General features: G+C 31.4%; 13 protein-coding genes and 1 pseudogene. 4 read left to right on the top strand and 10 right to left on the bottom strand.

The features are described from left to right. Nucleotides 1-2,726: pseudogene (locus tag LG45_RS16150) on the bottom strand (hypothetical protein); the annotation flags it as partial. Nucleotides 2,727-2,773: 47 nt separating this feature from the next. Continuing rightward, on the bottom strand, nt 2,774-3,319 hold the full coding sequence (locus tag LG45_RS11900; RefSeq protein WP_035127466.1) for a hypothetical protein: 546 nt from the start codon (nt 3,317-3,319) through the stop codon (nt 2,774-2,776). 387 nt (nt 3,320-3,706) lie between these two features. Between LG45_RS11900 and LG45_RS11895 the strand changes: the two genes are divergently transcribed. From LG45_RS11895 to LG45_RS11880, 4 genes are read left to right on the top strand one after another with little or no spacing between them, the layout of a single operon-like run. Beyond that, the gene (locus LG45_RS11895; protein ID WP_035127465.1) at nt 3,707-4,189 is read left to right on the top strand and encodes a SixA phosphatase family protein; all 483 of its coding nucleotides are present in this window, start codon (nt 3,707-3,709) and stop codon (nt 4,187-4,189) included. Between the two features lie 2 nt (nt 4,190-4,191). Further along, nucleotides 4,192-6,306: a polyphosphate kinase 1 gene (gene ppk1 / locus LG45_RS11890; RefSeq protein ID WP_035127464.1), complete on the top strand. Its 2,115-nt coding sequence runs from the start codon at nt 4,192-4,194 to the stop codon at nt 6,304-6,306. A gap of 26 nt (nt 6,307-6,332) precedes the next feature. Next, nucleotides 6,333-7,223: a Ppx/GppA phosphatase family protein gene (locus LG45_RS11885; protein ID WP_035127463.1), complete on the top strand. Its 891-nt coding sequence runs from the start codon at nt 6,333-6,335 to the stop codon at nt 7,221-7,223. Between the two features lie 18 nt (nt 7,224-7,241). Then, a complete protein-coding gene (locus LG45_RS11880) occupies nt 7,242-8,243 on the top strand; it encodes a proline iminopeptidase-family hydrolase (RefSeq protein ID WP_035127462.1) in 1,002 nt (333 codons plus the stop codon). An 877-nt stretch (nt 8,244-9,120) separates the two neighbouring features. Here LG45_RS11880 and LG45_RS11875 read toward each other — a convergent pair. From LG45_RS11875 to LG45_RS11840, 8 genes are all read right to left on the bottom strand, one after another. Continuing rightward, nucleotides 9,121-9,852 carry a hypothetical protein gene (locus tag LG45_RS11875; protein WP_035127461.1) on the bottom strand — a complete coding sequence of 244 codons (732 nt, stop codon included), beginning with the start codon at nt 9,850-9,852 and terminating at the stop codon, nt 9,121-9,123. 178 nt (nt 9,853-10,030) lie between these two features. Then, nucleotides 10,031-10,729, bottom strand: a complete 699-nt coding sequence (locus tag LG45_RS11870; protein ID WP_052087575.1) for a nuclease-related domain-containing protein — start codon at nt 10,727-10,729, stop codon at nt 10,031-10,033. Between the two features lie 174 nt (nt 10,730-10,903). Beyond that, a complete protein-coding gene (locus LG45_RS11865; protein WP_035127460.1) occupies nt 10,904-11,500 on the bottom strand; it encodes a PCI domain-containing protein in 597 nt (198 codons plus the stop codon). 165 nt (nt 11,501-11,665) lie between these two features. Continuing rightward, nucleotides 11,666-12,241 carry a hypothetical protein gene (locus tag LG45_RS16665; protein WP_240471875.1) on the bottom strand — a complete coding sequence of 192 codons (576 nt, stop codon included), beginning with the start codon at nt 12,239-12,241 and terminating at the stop codon, nt 11,666-11,668. A gap of 894 nt (nt 12,242-13,135) precedes the next feature. Then, nucleotides 13,136-13,828, bottom strand: coding sequence for an SIMPL domain-containing protein (locus LG45_RS11855; RefSeq protein WP_035127458.1), 693 nt, complete (start codon nt 13,826-13,828; stop codon nt 13,136-13,138). Between the two features lie 171 nt (nt 13,829-13,999). Next, nucleotides 14,000-14,413: a hypothetical protein gene (locus tag LG45_RS11850; protein ID WP_035127457.1), complete on the bottom strand. Its 414-nt coding sequence runs from the start codon at nt 14,411-14,413 to the stop codon at nt 14,000-14,002. Nucleotides 14,414-14,538: 125 nt separating this feature from the next. After that, entirely contained in the window at nt 14,539-14,919 is a 381-nt protein-coding gene (locus tag LG45_RS11845; protein ID WP_035127456.1) for a RidA family protein, read from the bottom strand. A gap of 20 nt (nt 14,920-14,939) precedes the next feature. Beyond that, entirely contained in the window at nt 14,940-17,624 is a 2,685-nt protein-coding gene (locus LG45_RS11840) for a putative LPS assembly protein LptD (protein WP_081932078.1), read from the bottom strand. Nucleotides 17,625-17,674: the final 50 nt, after the last annotated feature.

The raw sequence follows: 17,674 nt of genomic DNA, 5'->3' as shown, positions 1-17,674 counted from the left end.
GTTCCACCAGTGTATCCGTTAACAGAAGTTCCAGCATCGTTTACAGCATTAATTACTGGATTTGTTACTGTAACGGTTACAGTCGCAGTATCACAATTAGCAGGACTTGCAATTTCACATATTTGATAAGTTAATGTATAATTTCCAGAAGGAGTTCCAGCAGCAACTACAACATTAGTACCTGATAATGTTACACCAGGATTTGTAGAAGATACAAAAGTTGTATTTACTTGAGAAGCAACGACAGGATTACCATTTAATGTATCATTTGTTAAAACATTAGTAAATGAAGTTCCACCTGTAAATCCGTTAACAGAAGCTCCAGTATCATTATTAGCTACAATAACACCACATTTGGTTAATGTAAAAGGGAAAGAGCAATTAGTTGTAAATGGTGGTACTGCATGAAAAGTTACAGTAGTTCCTGAAACTAATGGCAACGGAGTTGTAGTATTATACTGAGTTGATGTTGGCGTAATTGGAAACTCATTGTAAAAAGTAGAACCAAGTGGGAAATTTGAAGCAATTTCTGAAATAGCTACTGTAGTGCTTGAATTACAAAAAGTAAAATTTCTAACTATTGGTTGATTCAAACAATTTTGGTTAACATATGCAGTTCCATTTATGGGAACATTCAATGGTTGTGGAATTGGTTCTCCAATACAGCTTCCATTTTGAGTATATCCTTGAATGAACGGACTATTTGTTATAGGAATATTAGTAATCGCACCAACTCCCGAAGTATATCCGTTTATACTTATTTGATTACCACATGCTAAATTTTGTAGAATAGCACAGTCTGTAGTAGTCTTTAATTTAAAAGTTAAATTAGCTAGTAAAGTAGAAGCATTTGCTGGTAATGGTAAAGTACCAAAATCCCAAACAATAGAACCAGTTGCACCTAAATTTGCATCAAAATAGATGTTATTAGGAGTAGGAAGCGGTGAAAATAAAACATTACCAGTTGCAGAACCAACAACATAACTTGCATTGTAAGGTATTGGAATTACAATTTTATGATTATTAATTGCTTCAGTACCAAGATTTTTAATATTCAAGCTAAAAGAAACTATATCACCTGGTAAAGTTGTGTATGAAGGGTTTGTAATTGGTACATTATTAACAGCTGTTGCAATTAAAACACCTTCATCATCTGGAACATAGGCGTCTACAGACATTGTAATATTGAAAATTACAAATGTATCTTGAGTTGAGCCATATTTGAATTTAGTAGAAGTTTGACCATTAGTAATAACGCTATTTCCGCTATTAGGAATGTTGAACATACTAATATCTAAACCAGTATTATTTAACAAGTTAGGATTTCTTGTATTACCTCCAGTAAAAATAGAAGAGTTAAAGAAGTTACCAGTTGAATTACCTGAATGATTTAAAGGAATCCAGTTGGTATCAGTATAATCTCTTATTTGAAAGTAATCACCAGAAATATTTCTATCTCCTTCACCAGCAATCATACCCAACTTCATATTAATTGATCCAGATGGTGCAGTATTAAATCCAGAAACTGGAATTTCAAAATCGGCAGTAACACTACCAGCAACATAAGAGTGACCGTCAAATATAGTCACATCTCTCCATTTCATTTTTGAGTTTTCATAAACTACTACTAATCCCCAACCGCCATAGTAACCTGTTCCACCACCATTACCTTCGATAACAGCAATATCGGCAACAGTATATGCTCCCAATCCATTTGCTCTTACATAATCAGTAACTTCAGCATATGCAGAATACATAAAACCATCTTCTGTTGTTGGATAATAGATGTCATTTGTATTAGCTGTTACTGTTGTATATGAAGACGAAGCTGGACCTTTTAAAGAAACAACTCTTTTATTAAAAGTTTTATTTTCGGTGATAAATGTTGGAATAGTTCCACTAACGTTCACATTAGCAAAAGATGTATTTTGTGTAGTAGTTGTTCCGTTACCTGTACCAGTATCTCTTACTAAACTATTAATTCTTAATATTACAGAACCATCATTTATTTGATAAGGTGTATTGAATGTTGCAGTACCATTAGATCCACTTGTTGAATAAGAAACACCAACATTAGTAGCAGAACCACCATTTACAGAAACAGTTACTCTATTTGCTCCGGTGTTATTTGTAAAACGGAAAACGTAAGTATTTGTTCCGTTAGAAAATGTATAGATTGGACTTCTATTATTATTTGAAGGATCATCTCTTGTTACATTTAATGTGTATGATGTATTGGTTACAGATTGATTATGTCCAATTGTGTAATTGTTGTTTATTGTTGCATTTGGACCTGGAACTTGTCTTGATGCCGTAAAAATATTCGGACTATCAGCACCATTAGAGGCACGACCAGTCCAATATAAACCAGCATAAACAATGTTGGAACAGTTTGGATCTGCTCCAAACTCATTTGAAAATACTAAATTAGACGATGATGAGTTCCATGTAGACGCAACTCCATCAACGTCAACATATTTCATGTTGTTGTTGTTTGATGTTTCATCACCATAATTATCCAAAGTTAAATTGGTATTCCCAGCCATTGTAAAATCTCCTTTTACATTGTATATTTTTTTGGTAGGAGAATATACAGATGTTCTTTGTGTAAACGGAACTTTTACCTGTCCATATAAAGAAGTTACATTACAAAGTAATAACAAAAAAGAAGCTATTAATAAGCTAGATTTTGTAATAGATTTGAAATTGGTGTAATTATTTTTCATAAAAATGTACTTTAATTTTTTAACAATCATCTTTTTAATTATTCTTATTATGATTGTATTTCAACTTTATATAAAACAGATTGATTCTCACTCGCTTTAATAACAGACGTTTCTGCTGCTGATCGGCTTATTTCAAATTCAAAGACCAATAGGATGTACTTTAAATTAGGAAATTCATTAAAAACACCTAAGTCAACAGGTGAAACAATGTCACTTTTTGATTTAACTTTTATTGAAACGTATTCAATATTTCTATTGTCTAAACCAATGGTATTGATTGATTTAATTGACTTAACATCAGTAAAAATACATGCTGGGTTATCTGTTTTTTTTGTAATAACACCGTTATCTACGTAAACTGTAGGTTTTAGGTCTTTTAAATAGCTTTTTAATTTTGATATTTGTTCAGTATTTGAAGTAGAAGATAAATTGTTAATGAAATCATTTACATTCATTACTCTGTTGTTTTGTGCATATCCACCAACAGTAGCAATTAAAAGCAAAACAGTTAGTATAAAATTTCTTTTACCTAAGTTTTTCAAACTTTTTAATGATCTCATTTTATTAAGTTCAACAATTACTAAATTTTTCATAATTTTTTTATTTATATTACTGTTAGCTTACTATTGCCAACCAAATTTTCGACTAAATTATATCTATTGTTTATATTAGATTAATAAAATCTATTAATAGCACTAAAACTCGATAAAGTACATTTTTTTTGAACTTATTGCGATGAAACGTATTCGTTTAGTGAGTTTATTCTATATTTACGTAGAATTTATTCTACTTTTTTGACAATTTATTTTTAGAGCTATTTTTTTCTTATTTTAGAGTTGTTTATTATTTGATTTCCTATTTAAAATTATTCGAATGTAAATTGCATTTTTCATTCCGACAAGAAAAAAATCGATTAAATGCATAAAATAGCTGTTAAAATACATTTTTAATTAATTATTGTATTAAAATTATTACAAAAAATGAAAACCTTAATACTAATTAGACATGCAAAATCAAGTTGGGATGAACCCGTTATTGATTCAAAAAGAGATTTAGCTCAAAAAGGAATAGTAAAAGCTTTGAAGGTTGCTTTATTTACAAAAAAAATGGTAAATTCTGATGCAGTAGTTTGGTCGAGTTATGCCAAAAGAGCTCACAAAACTGCAATTCTATTTCTAGAAAATTGGGGATGGAATGTTAGCAAAATTGAAATTATTAAGGAATTGTACACTTTTGATTCTGCAGAACTTGAACAAATTGTTAAATCTTGCCAAAATGACTGTAATAATCTAATTCTTTTTGGACATAATAATGCAATTACAGATTTTGTTAATAAATTTGGGGATGTTTTTATTGATAATGTACCAACTGCAGGATTTGTATCGATTGATTTTGATACCGATTCTTGGTCAAAAATCAGTAAAGGAAAAACCATTGAAATTATTGTTCCAAGAGATATTTAATTATGAGTCACGACAAAAAATACAGATACATAGATAGAGAAAAAAGTTGGTTAACCTTCAACGCCAGAGTTTTACAAGAAGCAGCAGACGGAAATGTTCCGTTGTTAGACCGACTTCGATTTTTAGGGATTTTTTCAAATAACTTAGACGAATTCTTCCGAGTTCGATTTGCAGCAATAAGACGTTTGAGCTTATCTGGTGTAACCGGTGAGAAAATTTTAGGAGGAATTTCGGCCCAACAATTAGTAAAAGATATTACAGAAATTGTTATTAAACAACAAGCCGAGAGTTTAAAAGTTTTAAGTATCATCGAAAAACAACTCGAGAAAGAAAATATTTTTACCGTTAACGAGTCGCAACTTTGTCAAGAACATCAACTTTTTGTTCATGATTTATTCATTCAAAAAGTGAGTCCAGAACTAGTAACAATTATATTAAATGACCTTGCAGAATTTCCATTACTAAAAGATACCTCTGGATATTTAGCCATTAAATTGGTAATGAAAACCGACGAAAAACCTAAAGTTCTCGGATTAGTAAAACCTAAAAAAGAGGTTCGTTATGCCATTATTGAAATTCCAAAAACGATTAATCGAATTGTGGTACTTCCAGAAATTGATGGTAAAAAGTATTTGATGCTACTTGATGACGTTATCCGTTATAACTTAGGTAATATCTTCAATATTTTTGATTACGAAAGTATTTCTGCACACATGATAAAAATTACTCGTGATGCACAATTAGATATTGATAGTGACATGAGCAAAAGTATGTTGCAAAAAATCGCTACTTCTGTAAAAGAAAGAAGAATTGGTGAGCCAGTGCGTTTTGTCTATGATACTGAAATTGATAAAGATACTTTGAAGTTTTTCTTAAGCAGAATGAAAATCGAATCGACCGATAGTATTATTCCTGGTGGACGATACCACAACCGACGCGACTATATGGATTTTCCTAACCTTGGTAGATTTGACTTATTGTACCAACAGAAAAAGCCACTTCCGGTAGAAGGCTTGTCATTTGAAGGTAGTATTTTAAGCCGAATTGACAAGAAAGATTATTTGATTTTTGCTCCATATCAATCGTTTGCTTACTTAATCAAATTTTTGCGCGAAGCAGCTTTAGATCCAAAAGTGTCTTCTATTAAAATTACGTTGTATCGTTTAGCCAAAAATTCGCAAATCATTAGTTCGCTTATCAACGCAGCCAAAAACGGAAAGCGAGTTGTAGTACAAATCGAACTTCAAGCACGTTTCGATGAAGCCAATAATATTTCTTATGCCGAGCAAATGCAACAAGAAGGCATCGAATTAATATTTGGAATAAAAGGATTAAAAGTACACAGCAAAATTTGTGTAATCGACAGATTGGAAGATGGAAAAAACAAACGCTACGGATTTATTTCAACAGGAAATTTCAACGAATCAACTGCTAAAGTATATACCGATGTTACTTTAATGACTAGTCATCAGCAAATATTAAAAGACGTTTCGAAGATTTTCGACTTCTTTGATATCAATTATAGATTGCATCGTTACAAGCATTTAATTGTTTCACCACATTATTCTCGTTCTAAATTTTACAAGTTAATTGATAGAGAAATTCACAATGCCAACGCAGGACGACCAGCTTATATCAATTTAAAAATGAATAGTTTATCCGATTTTGAAATGATTGATAAATTATATGATGCAAGTAATGCAGGAGTAAAGATGAAATTGCAAATTCGAGGAATCTGTTCGCTTATTCCGGGTGTGAAAGGTATGAGCGAAAACATAGAAGCGATTAGTATTGTTGATAATTACCTAGAACATACTCGTGTTTTTATTTTTTGCAATGATGATAATCCAGATGTATTTATTTCTTCGGCCGATTTTATGACCCGTAATCTTGATGGTCGAGTAGAAGTAACCTGCCCAATTTATCAAGATGATATTAAAAAGCAATTAATTGATACCTTTGAAGTAGGTTGGAAAGGCAATGTAAAAGCTAGATTTCATTCGGAGAAACTCGATAATAAATATAGAGTTCGTAAAGAAAACGATGTGGTCTTTAGAGCACAACATGAAACTTACAACTATTATAAAAACCAACAAGACGATAATACAAATAGCTAATTTTTGCTCCCAAATAAGTTCAATTAATGATTTCAATAAAAAAATATGCCGCAATCGATATTGGTTCTAATGCCATGAGATTGCTTATTACCAACGTTGTCGAACAGGCCGGAAAAGAAACGCAGTTCAATAAATCGGCGCTTATTCGTGTGCCTATTCGTTTGGGTCAAGATGCTTTTACTGTTGGCGAAATATCACAAGAAAATATAGATCGAATGGTGGATGCTATGGAAGCTTTTCGATTATTAATGAAAGTTTACAAAGTAGAAAGATATAAAGCTTGCGCCACATCGGCGATGCGTGAAGCTTATAATGGTAAAGAAGTAACCGAAATTATCCGCGAAAAATCGGAGATTGATATTGATATTATTGACGGAAAAATGGAAGCTGCAATTATCGCTTCTTCCGATTTAAATAGTTTACTAACTATCGATAAAACGTATTTATATGTAGATGTTGGTGGCGGAAGTACCGAATTTTCATTATTTGACGACGGAAAAATTGTAGCATCCAAGTCGTTTAAAAACGGAACTGTTCGTTTATTAAATGATATGGTAAACGATATTGTGTGGCTGGAAATTGAGAAATGGATTAAAACTACTTGCGAACCATTCGATAATATTACGCTAATAGGTTCGGGTGGAAACATCAATAAATTGTTTAAATTATCGGGTAAACAACAAGATAAACCGTTGTCGTTTTTATATTTAAATTCGCAATACCAATATTTGAGTTCGCTAACTTATGAACAACGAATTTCTGAAATAGGATTGAATACTGACCGTGCCGACGTAATTATTCCGGCAACTCGAATTTATCTTAATGCGATGAAATGGAGTGGCGCACGACAAATTTATGTTCCAAAGATTGGATTGTCGGACGGAATTGTAAAAGCTATGTATTATAACAGAATATAACCAAAAACCAACCAAAAGATGAAGCTAAAAATTATAGTTCTTTTAATTATTACAACTCTTTTTTCCTGTAAAAAGGAGCAAGAAGTATCAACTTATTTTGCAGATGATACTAAAGGAGTAAAAAATGGTGGTGTTAAAATGATTTCGATTACTACTCCAAAAGGGAAGTTTAATGTTTGGACCAAACGCATTGGAAACAATCCGAAGATTAAGTTGTTGCTGTTGAATGGCGGACCTGGAATGTCGCACGAATATTTTGAAGCGATGGAAAGTTTCTTACCAAAAGAAGGCATAGAATTTATTTATTACGATCAATTGGGAACTGGTTTCTCTGATAATCCAAACGATACTACTATGTGGGATTTGCCTCGATATGTAGAAGAAGTGGAGCAAGTTAGAAAAGCATTAAACCTGAATAAAGATAACTTTTACTTATTGGGTCATTCTTGGGGTGGCATTTTAGGAATGCAATATGCGTTGAAATATCAAGATAATTTAAAAGGTTTAATAGTTTCTAACATGATGGCTAGTTGTCCTAAGTATGGTGAATATTCTAAGGTTTTAGCAAAGCAAATGCCTCAAGATGTACTTAAAACGGTGAAGGATTTGGAAGCTAAAAAAGACTATACCAATCCGAAGTACATGGGATTGTTGATGGAACATTTTTACAACAAACACATTCTTAGAATGCCTGTTACCGAATGGCCAGAACCTGTAAATCGTTCTATGGGAAGATTAAATTCGTCATTATATATCACGATGCAAGGTCCAAGTGAGTTGGGAATTTCTGGTAAATTGACTAATTGGGATGTTTCTAAAGAATTACCAACTATTACAGTTCCGACTTTAGTGGTTGGAGCAAAATATGACACGATGGATCCCGAATACATGAAATGGATGGCAACCCAATTTAAAAACGGTAGCTACTTATATTGTGCCAACGGAAGTCACATGTCGCTTTATGATGATCAAGAAACGTATTTTAAAGGTTTGATTGAGTTCTTGAAGAAAGGGAATTAGTTTTTAGTCCTTAGTGATTAGTGAATAGTGATTAGTGATTAGTGATTAGTGAATAGTGATTAGTGATTAGTGAATAGTGATTAGTGAATAGTGATTAGTGAATAGTGATTAGTGATTAGTTAATAGTCCTTAGTGATTGACTTCTTATTGATATAAAATAATTTATAAATAAAGAGACTTCCAGAATAATTTATTTTGGGAGTTTTTTTATTTTTAGTGTCAAAAATAGTTTTCATATCGACATGGCTCATATCTAAATTGACATGCTCTAAATCTACATTGACATGCTCTAAATCTAAATGGATATGCTCTAAATCTAAATTGAGATGCTCTAAATCTACATTGACATGCTCTAAATCTAACTTGATATGCTCTATATCTAAATTGAGATGCTCTAAATCTACATTGACATGCTCTAAATCTAACTTGATATGCTCTATATCTAAATTGATATGCTCTATATCTAAATTGACATGCTCTAAATCTACATTGACTTGCTCTAAATCTAAATTGACATGCTCTAAATCTAACTTGATATGCTCTAAATCTACATTGACATGCTCTAAATCTAAATGGACATGCTCTAAATCTAAATGGATATGCTCTATATCTAAATTGACATACTCTAAATCTAAATTGATGTGCTCTATATCTAAATTGATATGCTCTAAATCTAAATTGATGTGCTGGAAATCTAAATTGATATTGATGTTATTTAAAGTGTTGCGTTCTATTTTAAAAACTGTTATGGATTATTTTAAATGGAGTAGCAGGTTTTGTTAAATGGATGGCTTGCAACTAAAAGCAAAAAAGAATAAAACATAGTAGGTTAGTACTACGTTTTATTCTTTTTATTTTCTTTTTTATTGTTGGTGCTTTATAATCGAAGTTTTGAGAATATTATACCACTTACTTGCGCATATTGTGGACTGCTTGCTCCAAATACTGCTTTAACGTATTTCTTTACTTCGTTGGCTGTTGCAATTAATGACGCTGATGAAGTATATAATGTTTCGTTTCTTGCAATTCTTGAATTGCTGATGCTGGTGTAGGCAGTTGCAACGGCTGTATTCTTGGCAGATAAATCGGCAATTTTAGCTTGGATTGTTGCTACTTGTAAATCGGTTTCGTTGGGTGCGTAACTTGGTTCGGTTGCTAGTACCGAGTTTAGACCAGCGAGATGCTGAATGAGTTGGTCGTAGGATTGTTGGCTTGTTGAAATGGTGTTTGGTGCTGGTGTGTTTGGATCGTTTGGTGTTTGTGAGGCCGATGCTCTTTTACCTTGCATTTTGCGGTTGAATGTTTTGGCGTTGCCAATGGTTTCTGGTGTTGCATCGGTAGTTTGCAAGGCATTGAATAGGCGAGTAGAAAGCGACTTTAAACCGCTGAAGGCGGTGAAACGTTCGTTTACTTTGTTGTTGAAGTTGGTGTTTTTTAAGATTACGTCTACCAAAGTATTCTCGGCTGTTGCTTTTAATGCAATGAGTTGTGGTAATTGTAAGCTGAATTTTGATGGATTGTAGGTTGGTCCATAACCTGTAACGAATTCAATTAGGTCTTGAAAGTTAGCTACATTTTTAGCGTGCCCTGTTTCTGATGTTGATGCCATGATAATGATTTTTAAGTGTTTATATATTCAAATGTACTTAAAAATGGTATTGGCAGTTTGTTAAATTTTGTAGAAAGAGTACTACAAAAGTATGGAGGCTTTTGGGGATTGTAAGAAGAGGTAGTTTGAACGATTTTTTCTTACTTATAAAAGATTTCAAGAGAAATAGAATGTTTATTTAATTGAAAAATTTATATCTATTTTTAAGTTTCTCGATATTTTCTATATGTTTTTCAACTATAATAGAATTTTCACCATTCCTAACTGCTTGTTTAAGCAAATTAACAATTTCCCATTTATCTCCGTAATTTGCTGGTTGATTGTTTTGAATGATTTCGTTAAATCTATCTATTACTTTTGAAGACTTAATTAAAAAAGTGTGTCGAGGCAAATCAAGAGTTTTTTTTAATTTGCAATTGCCAAAAAATACTATCAATGAAAAAAAAGGTATGTTGTCAAAATGATAAAACTTTTTTAAATCTTCAACGTGCTTTTTATTTTGGAGTATTGGATTATAGAATTGATATTTTTGCTTACCATAAGCTAATATTTGTGTCCAGTTTTTCTGGTTTTCAGTCCCAAAAATCCAACCGCTATATTCTTTTATTTCGAAAACTACTATTCCAACTTTTGTAGCAACGACTAAATCTATTTGACAATAAGTTCCGTTTCCATTATGTAAATATAAATCATGAAAAATTGCGGTAGGTTTAATTCCTGATTTTAAAAGACGTAAAACCATTTTTCGTTCTGACCTTGTTCCACGATTTACATTTGTTACTGTTTTAAGTAATTTTTGATCTTGGATTTCAGTATATACGTAAAATACCGCTATTGATAAAAGTACAAAAACAAAAAATAGTAAGTATAAATTCATTATCGTAATTTTATGACTTGAGTTCAAAAACTTGCTATTAAAGTTCTACAACTTCGTGCTGTTGAGAACCACTGAAACAATTATTTTCTGTAAAAGATAAAATTTCTTGCGAAATGTAAACGTGAATTTACTACAAAATTCGCAATTGCGAGAAACGGCTGTTACCAGCAGTTACTATTGAATCTTTGTCAAAATTGCCTTTCTCCAGATTTTTCTTTTGTTTTTATATTCGTTATTGTAGCTTATAAATTGAAAGTAATAATTGCCAAACCTTTCGGGTTTCAAATGCTCCAATTCAAGCCTTTGCATTTCATTAAAAATTTCAATGTATGTTTTTCCAGTTTCAACGAAATCTATTATTTTTAAAATTGATTTTAAATCTTTTTCATTGTCGATTTTCAATTGGGAATTATAAACCTCCTGAGTTTCTGGAATTTCATAAGCATCAAGTTCCAAAATTGCATTTGGGTTTTCACTTATAAACTTTTGAATTTCTGCTTTTTGTTCTGCGTTAATTTTTGAAACAAAAAAATCACTGCACGAATCATAACTAATTGATTTTTTGAATTTAGAATTGAGAAAACGTTTGGAAACTATCGTTTTATTTGGAGCCATTTCACCAATTCTATTTACTTCGGTTGAACTCTCGTCAAAATATTCATCAACTATTTTTTCAATTCTGTGAATTCCTTTATTATATGAATTAATCCAATCTCCAACTTTGAACATGTAATCACTTTTGGTGTTAAATATATCTTTTATCCAATTCATAATCAGGGTTTTGGTAATTACTGGTAACGTTCCGGCGCTTGGCGTCAGTGGCGACTTTTTTAATAATTTGTTCTAAAGATAAGCAAAATTTCAACTTAGTAATTTCCGGCTAAGAAAAGCAAAACCAGCCATTGCGCCAAACGGCTGTTGTGTGCTGTTTTTTTTCTAAAATATTTTGTCGATTATATCTTTTAATTTTTTTAATGAATCATCTATATTTTTTATTTCTCCAAAAGCTGATTTAATTTCCAAGCCAAATTCCTCTTTCATATATGTTATCAAAGTCAAACTTTCGCTGTTCATTAGTTCAGTTGTCAATTTTACATTTTCATTTACTTTGTCTTGTTTCATAGAAAGAACAATTGAAACAACTATTACAAGAAAAAATATTCCAATAGTGAAAAAAGAGCAAGTTTCGCTTATACGAGCTAATACACTTATGGGTTTAATGAGTTCAATATCACCAAAAGTTATTGTTTTGATTGTATAATATAAAAAGTCAAAGCTTGTTGAAGTTCCTGTATAGTTAAAATTTGAATGGTCAATTTTATATAACTGAAAATTTAAAAACCAAAAGAAAATTATTGATGATAAAAAGAACATCATAGCTCCAAAAATCCACGAGATTATATAAGCTTGTTGGCCTTTATAACCATTTAGTCTTTTTGACAAAAGTTCAATAGCATAATTTGCTAAAAGCATTCTCTTGATTCTTACCTCTTTCAATAAATATTCTTCCAATTTTTCATCTTCTTTTTGAATAATATATGATTTTATTACAAGTGAATTTTCAGGGCTTTTATCATTTATTAATTTTGAAAAAACTTCATCAATATCAGCGCCAAATAATGTTGGTTTTTTAAACGATTTTATTAAAAATTTGTACAAATAGACTAAATAGAAGTAAGATAAACAGATTATAAAAAGCCATCTTGTCCAATTTTCATTGACTGTAATAAAGAATATAAAAGAAAAAAGAAGAAAGAATATATTGAAAATGAAAAGTTTAAAATTAGAAAGTTTTGAAAAAATCCAATTCAAATAAGTTCCTAATAAATAAACTTTCCCAACACTTAAAATTGTTTTTGGCAAAAACCAAAAGAACATTAAAAATGGATAAAAAATAAAAGCGACGATATAATACCATTTTATAAAGCAGAAATATATAATTAAAAGTAGAAAGTATAAAGTTGGGATACTTATATGAAGCCAATTGAGTGAACTGGAATATTCATTATTAATTAAAATGTCAAATCTAAAGATGAAAATTAGAATGCCTAAAACCCAAAAGAAACTAAAAAAAATGTGTTTGATAAAAAAGTTGGTGTCAATTTTCCCGTCTAAATTTATGTTTAAAAAACTTCCCATTTATAGTTTAATTTGTTTTAAAAGAGTTTCTCTCGGTTAACGTGATTCAAAATAGCGCACAACTTGTATATATGTCTGACAAAATCAGACTTATCTACCCAGTTTTGGATGTATAGGTCTGATAAAATCAAAATTTACATTTCTCAAATATATAAAAAAATCCTCAAAAGCATTTGCTCTTGAGGAGTATTGTGTTTTTACATCTTTTTAGTTGAAGAGTTTTTTGTTCGAACAATCTTAAAAAGATAAATGGCTATTGCATGATTTTTACTTGATGGAATACTTTACTTTATACGATATATTGATAACAATCTTTTTAAATTCACTTGATGAAATTGTTTGTTCCGCTTCTTCTTTTTTTAAATATACGTTTCCACGATAGTAATTAAAGTCATCTGAATTACGACTTTGTTCAATTATTTCTAATGGTTGATCAATTTTATTTCCAATAGCTTCTACTAAATATTGTGCCTTTTCTTTGGCTGCTTTGAGGGCATCAATTCGTGCTTCTTTGACATATTGAAGAATATTGGTATGCTGCACACTAATAACATCTGCTTCTTTTATGTTGGCTTCGAACAGGTCTTTGAAAATTTTTGAAACTTCATCGGCACTTTTCAAAAGTAAAACATACTCTTTGGATTGTTTAAAACCAATTTCATTTTTCTTATCACGAATTATTTTCGAATTAAAATCGGACAATGTTAAATTTGTCAAATCTATATTCCATTTCTGTAGTGATTGTTTCAATTTTTCTTCTTGAGCTTCAATAGAATATTTTTTATTGTCAATTGACTTTTCGCTCAATGTTATTGAAACAAAAATTTGATTGGGTTCAATTTCCTTTTTAGCAGTTCCAATTACTTCAATAAAAGGAATGGAGTTTACTGTTGGAGCAACATTTTGAGCTTCAATTTTGATAAAAGATAAAGCAACTAGGAGTAAGGTTATATTTTTCATAAGTTATTTCTTAACGGATAGTTCATGAAAATATTGCACAACTTTTATATAGTAACCAGAAACAAATTTTCGCAACTAATTAACGTTGGGAGTAATTACATTGGTAAATCAATAAAAAAATCCTCAAAAGCATTTGCTCATGAGGATTTTGTATTTTACTATTGTAAATCTTTATTTTTCTCTTGTTAGTACAATAGCATCTTTTGATAGAAAGTCTTTTGGTCTTATGTTGTCAAAATTCAAGGCAAAGTTCATGGTGTTTTTGTCGATAAATTCGGCAATGCAAAGCATTCTTTTTTCTTCGCCAGTATCTAAGTTAGTGATAATAAAATCTACTTGAATTGGATTTGTTTTAGTATTTATTACATACGTCATTTTTCCTTTTTTGCCATTTATGTCAAATTCTTTTCCGCCAAGAACTTGACCTTGCATTTCGAATGATGCATAACCTTCTTTATCAAACGTGATGTAACCTACTTCTTTATTATCGTCACCTGTCCATTTTCCAATAAAATTAGGTTTAGCATTTTTAGTTGTGGTAGACATTAATACTGTAGCCAGCACTAATAAAACTATTTTCTTCATAATTATTTTTTAATTCTGTAAATATAAAAAAAATCCTTAAAAGTAAAACTCTCAAGGATTGTTGTGTTATTTTAATATGTAAACTGCAACCTGAAATCTGAAATCTGCAACCTGAACACTGAGCACTATTTAATAGCGGTCATTGAAATTTCTACATTCACACCTTTAGGTAATCCGGCAACTTGAACAGTTTCTCTTGCTGGAGCTGTTTTTTCGTCGAAGTAGCTTCCGTAAACGGTATTGATTCTTGCAAAATCATTCATGTCCATAATGAAGATAGTCGTTTTTACTACGTTTTCAAAAGTCATGTTGGCAGCTTCAAGAACTGCTTTCATGTTTTCCATTACTTGTTTGGTTTCGGTTTCAATATCGGATACAACCAATTCCATTGTTTCTGGATTCAAAGCAATTTGCCCCGATGTGTAAAGTGTATTTCCAACTAATACAGCTTGATTATAAGGCCCGATAGGAGCAGGCGCTTTGTCTGTAAATATTATTTTTTTCATAATCTATTTTCTGTAAAGAATTATCTCAAAGTTCTATCTGGAATTGAGCGTTTATCCCATTTTACATCGCTCAAGACACTTGCTTTTATACCAATAAAAAATCCCCAATAGGTGTAATCTCCAAACGGAACCCAGTTGAAATCCATTCGCCAACTCAATAAATCACGTTCCAATCGAAGTTGCGTAAAAGTAACGCCTCGTTGCACAAAATCGTAACCTGTTGAAACACCCACTTTCCATTTGGTTGTCAAACTTGTATTGGCAGATATCATCACCGAGTTGTTTACAATTTCACTTTCACGTGCGGCATTACTATAGGTTAACGAATAAGCAAAAGTTATATCCCAAGGAAGTTCTGACTTATAAAACTCCGAAAAGGATTCCTCATCATCTTCACCAAACTGACTTTCGCGTCGGTCACTTAAATCGGCATTCGAACCAAATAAATCGTCTTCTCGACCACCATTTCGCGCACCTTGTTCGTTTTTCTTTTTGTCTTTTCCATCACCATCAGTACTTGCAATGGAATATCCAATGTTCATGTTGGCACTACTCATTCTAAAAAGACTTCCGCCGTTATTTATATTGAATACATCTATACGTCTACCATTATTGTCAATGGCATAAGGATCTAAAGTTGCTGCAAAGTTCACATTCATCTTTTGCTTAAATAATTGTGTTCCGCCACTCATTCGAACTGGTGCCCAACGTAAAGAATCGGCTGCCATATCATAACTGGTAGAAAAATTTAAGTTATTGATAAGCATGATTTTTTTAGGTTCTGTTTTAGTAGAATCTCTATCGGTTACTTTAGCTTCAAAGGTGTTACTTAAATTAAATCCTATATTGTTAGAATAATTTTTACCTGGAATTCCGAATAATCCACCTTCAAATCTAGTGTAATCTTTAATCATGGTTCCGCTTCCGTCGGCAGCATAAGTATCATAATATTTATCAAAACTTGGTGTGTAACTATGCGAAATTGCTGGTCGCATTACGTGTCTAATCGATTTGATTTTTTTATCCTCACCAAAATTGAATGTTCCGTAAATAGTGGTTCCAACACTATTAGAAAAAGAGTACGTTCTAAAAGCGTCAAATCCGTTGACGTCTATGTTTTCCACAGCATTTTCTAATGGATTGAATTGTTTTCTAATGGTTTTAAATTGCCAAGTTTCTTGATAATTAAAAGAAGTAGAAGCACTAAAATATTTGAATATCTTAAAGTTGGTAGATAATGGAATCGAATGTTGAAATCCAGCTAAAGCCGTATCAAACATTTCTGATTTAAAGAAAAGCGAATCATTAGTTTTGATACGATTTTCTCCTCTTAAGTTGTATTGTAAATTGATGTTTTTAAAGAATCCTTTTTTAACGCCATCTTTGGGAGCAAACGGAAATATTCTATCTACACTGGCTTGTAATGTTGGCAAAGTCATGTTTATTTCCTGAGTCTGTGTATTTTGTGAATGCGTTGCTGTTAAGGATAAATTTACCGCAGGAACGGTTTGAAATGAAGTAGAATAGGATATGGAAGAACTCAAAGTGTTATTCAAATTGGAACCGACATTCACCTGATTTAAAGATTGCTGATAGTAACGACTACTTCCTAAGTTGACCGAAGCAGAAAATCTAGAATTTGGATTTGATTTTCCGTCTTTAGCATGCGACCACTGAATATTGTAAATACTTGTCTTGGCATAATCGGGATAACCGCGCTCACTATTAATAAGGTTTTCAAATCGAATGTTTACGTTTCCAGAGAATTTGTACATTTTAGCATAACGCGATTCAAATCGTAAGCCATAACTTCCGTTGGTGTAGTAGTCTCCTAGAACGGCCAAATCGTAATTGTCGCTTAAAGCAAAATAATAGCCGCCGTTTTGAAGTGTGTATCCTCGTTGCGAAGTATAATTGTAATTAGGAATAATAATTCCAGAACGACTTTTATCAGTCATTGGAAAAAAGGCAAAGGGTAAAAATAATGGAGTAGGAACATCGGCAATAACCATATTGGTTCCACCAACAACTACTTTTTTACCTGGAACAAATTTTACCTTATTGGTATAAAAATAGTACTCAGGATTTTCAATATCTTTAGAAGTGGTAAATCGGGCACCTTTCATAAAATAAACCGAATCATTTTCTTTCTTAGTTATATCGGCTTTAATTCTAAAATCTTGTTGTTCGGTTCTCGAATTAAATACAATTGCTCGTTTAGTTACTGTGTTAAATCGGATCGAATCGGGTTCAATTACATTAGCACCTTGTTTAAAAACTGGAAGCTGTATGTACTTTCCAGTAGAATCTTTTAGTCTACCAGCGTAGACTTCGTTCTTTTTATAATCGTAAACTATTACACCTGCTTTTAATTCGTAGTCCAAATAAAACAATTCGGCTTCATCATTAAGCGTTAGTATTTGTTTTTTCTGATCAAATTTTGCGTAGTTTTTTGCTTTGTATTTTACTTTACCTTCAAGAGTAGATTTTTTATTTTTTAAAGAATCTATTTTAATAGTGTCAGTTTTTGTAATCGGTACTTCTTCTATTTTTCCGTCAGGAGATATCTCTTTTTCAGGTTTAGGTGTCTGATTATTAGAAGGAATGGGTTGTGACTTTTTTGGTAATTCTTGCGAATATAATTGTGTACTTCCAATTGTTAGGAAATAGGCTAATAAAACGATATAAAATAAGTTTGTACGCAAAGGTTTTAATACTATTTTTGTAAAAATATGGCTTGATTTTTGAACTGCCA

Origin of the sequence: Flavobacterium aquatile LMG 4008 = ATCC 11947, assembly GCF_000757385.1 — a bacterium.
Classification (GTDB): domain Bacteria; phylum Bacteroidota; class Bacteroidia; order Flavobacteriales; family Flavobacteriaceae; genus Flavobacterium; species Flavobacterium aquatile.
The sequence above is the reverse complement of the archived record's forward strand: the minus strand, read 5'-3'. Positions and strand labels throughout refer to the sequence as shown.

What these genes read in the sequence shown, in the direction of transcription:
- LG45_RS11845 (WP_035127456.1), bottom strand. Translation starts at nt 14,919, where the DNA reads ATGAAAAAAATAATATTTACAGACAAAGCGCCTGCTCCTATCGGGCCT.
- LG45_RS11875 (WP_035127461.1), bottom strand. Translation starts at nt 9,852, where the DNA reads ATGGCATCAACATCAGAAACAGGGCACGCTAAAAATGTAGCTAACTTT.
- LG45_RS11895 (WP_035127465.1), top strand. Translation starts at nt 3,707, where the DNA reads ATGAAAACCTTAATACTAATTAGACATGCAAAATCAAGTTGGGATGAA.
- LG45_RS11880 (WP_035127462.1), top strand. Translation starts at nt 7,242, where the DNA reads ATGAAGCTAAAAATTATAGTTCTTTTAATTATTACAACTCTTTTTTCC.
- ppk1 (WP_035127464.1), top strand. Translation starts at nt 4,192, where the DNA reads ATGAGTCACGACAAAAAATACAGATACATAGATAGAGAAAAAAGTTGG.
- LG45_RS11870 (WP_052087575.1), bottom strand. Translation starts at nt 10,729, where the DNA reads ATGAATTTATACTTACTATTTTTTGTTTTTGTACTTTTATCAATAGCG.
- LG45_RS11855 (WP_035127458.1), bottom strand. Translation starts at nt 13,828, where the DNA reads ATGAAAAATATAACCTTACTCCTAGTTGCTTTATCTTTTATCAAAATT.
- LG45_RS11900 (WP_035127466.1), bottom strand. Translation starts at nt 3,319, where the DNA reads ATGAAAAATTTAGTAATTGTTGAACTTAATAAAATGAGATCATTAAAA.
- LG45_RS11885 (WP_035127463.1), top strand. Translation starts at nt 6,333, where the DNA reads ATGATTTCAATAAAAAAATATGCCGCAATCGATATTGGTTCTAATGCC.
- LG45_RS11865 (WP_035127460.1), bottom strand. Translation starts at nt 11,500, where the DNA reads ATGAATTGGATAAAAGATATATTTAACACCAAAAGTGATTACATGTTC.
- LG45_RS11850 (WP_035127457.1), bottom strand. Translation starts at nt 14,413, where the DNA reads ATGAAGAAAATAGTTTTATTAGTGCTGGCTACAGTATTAATGTCTACC.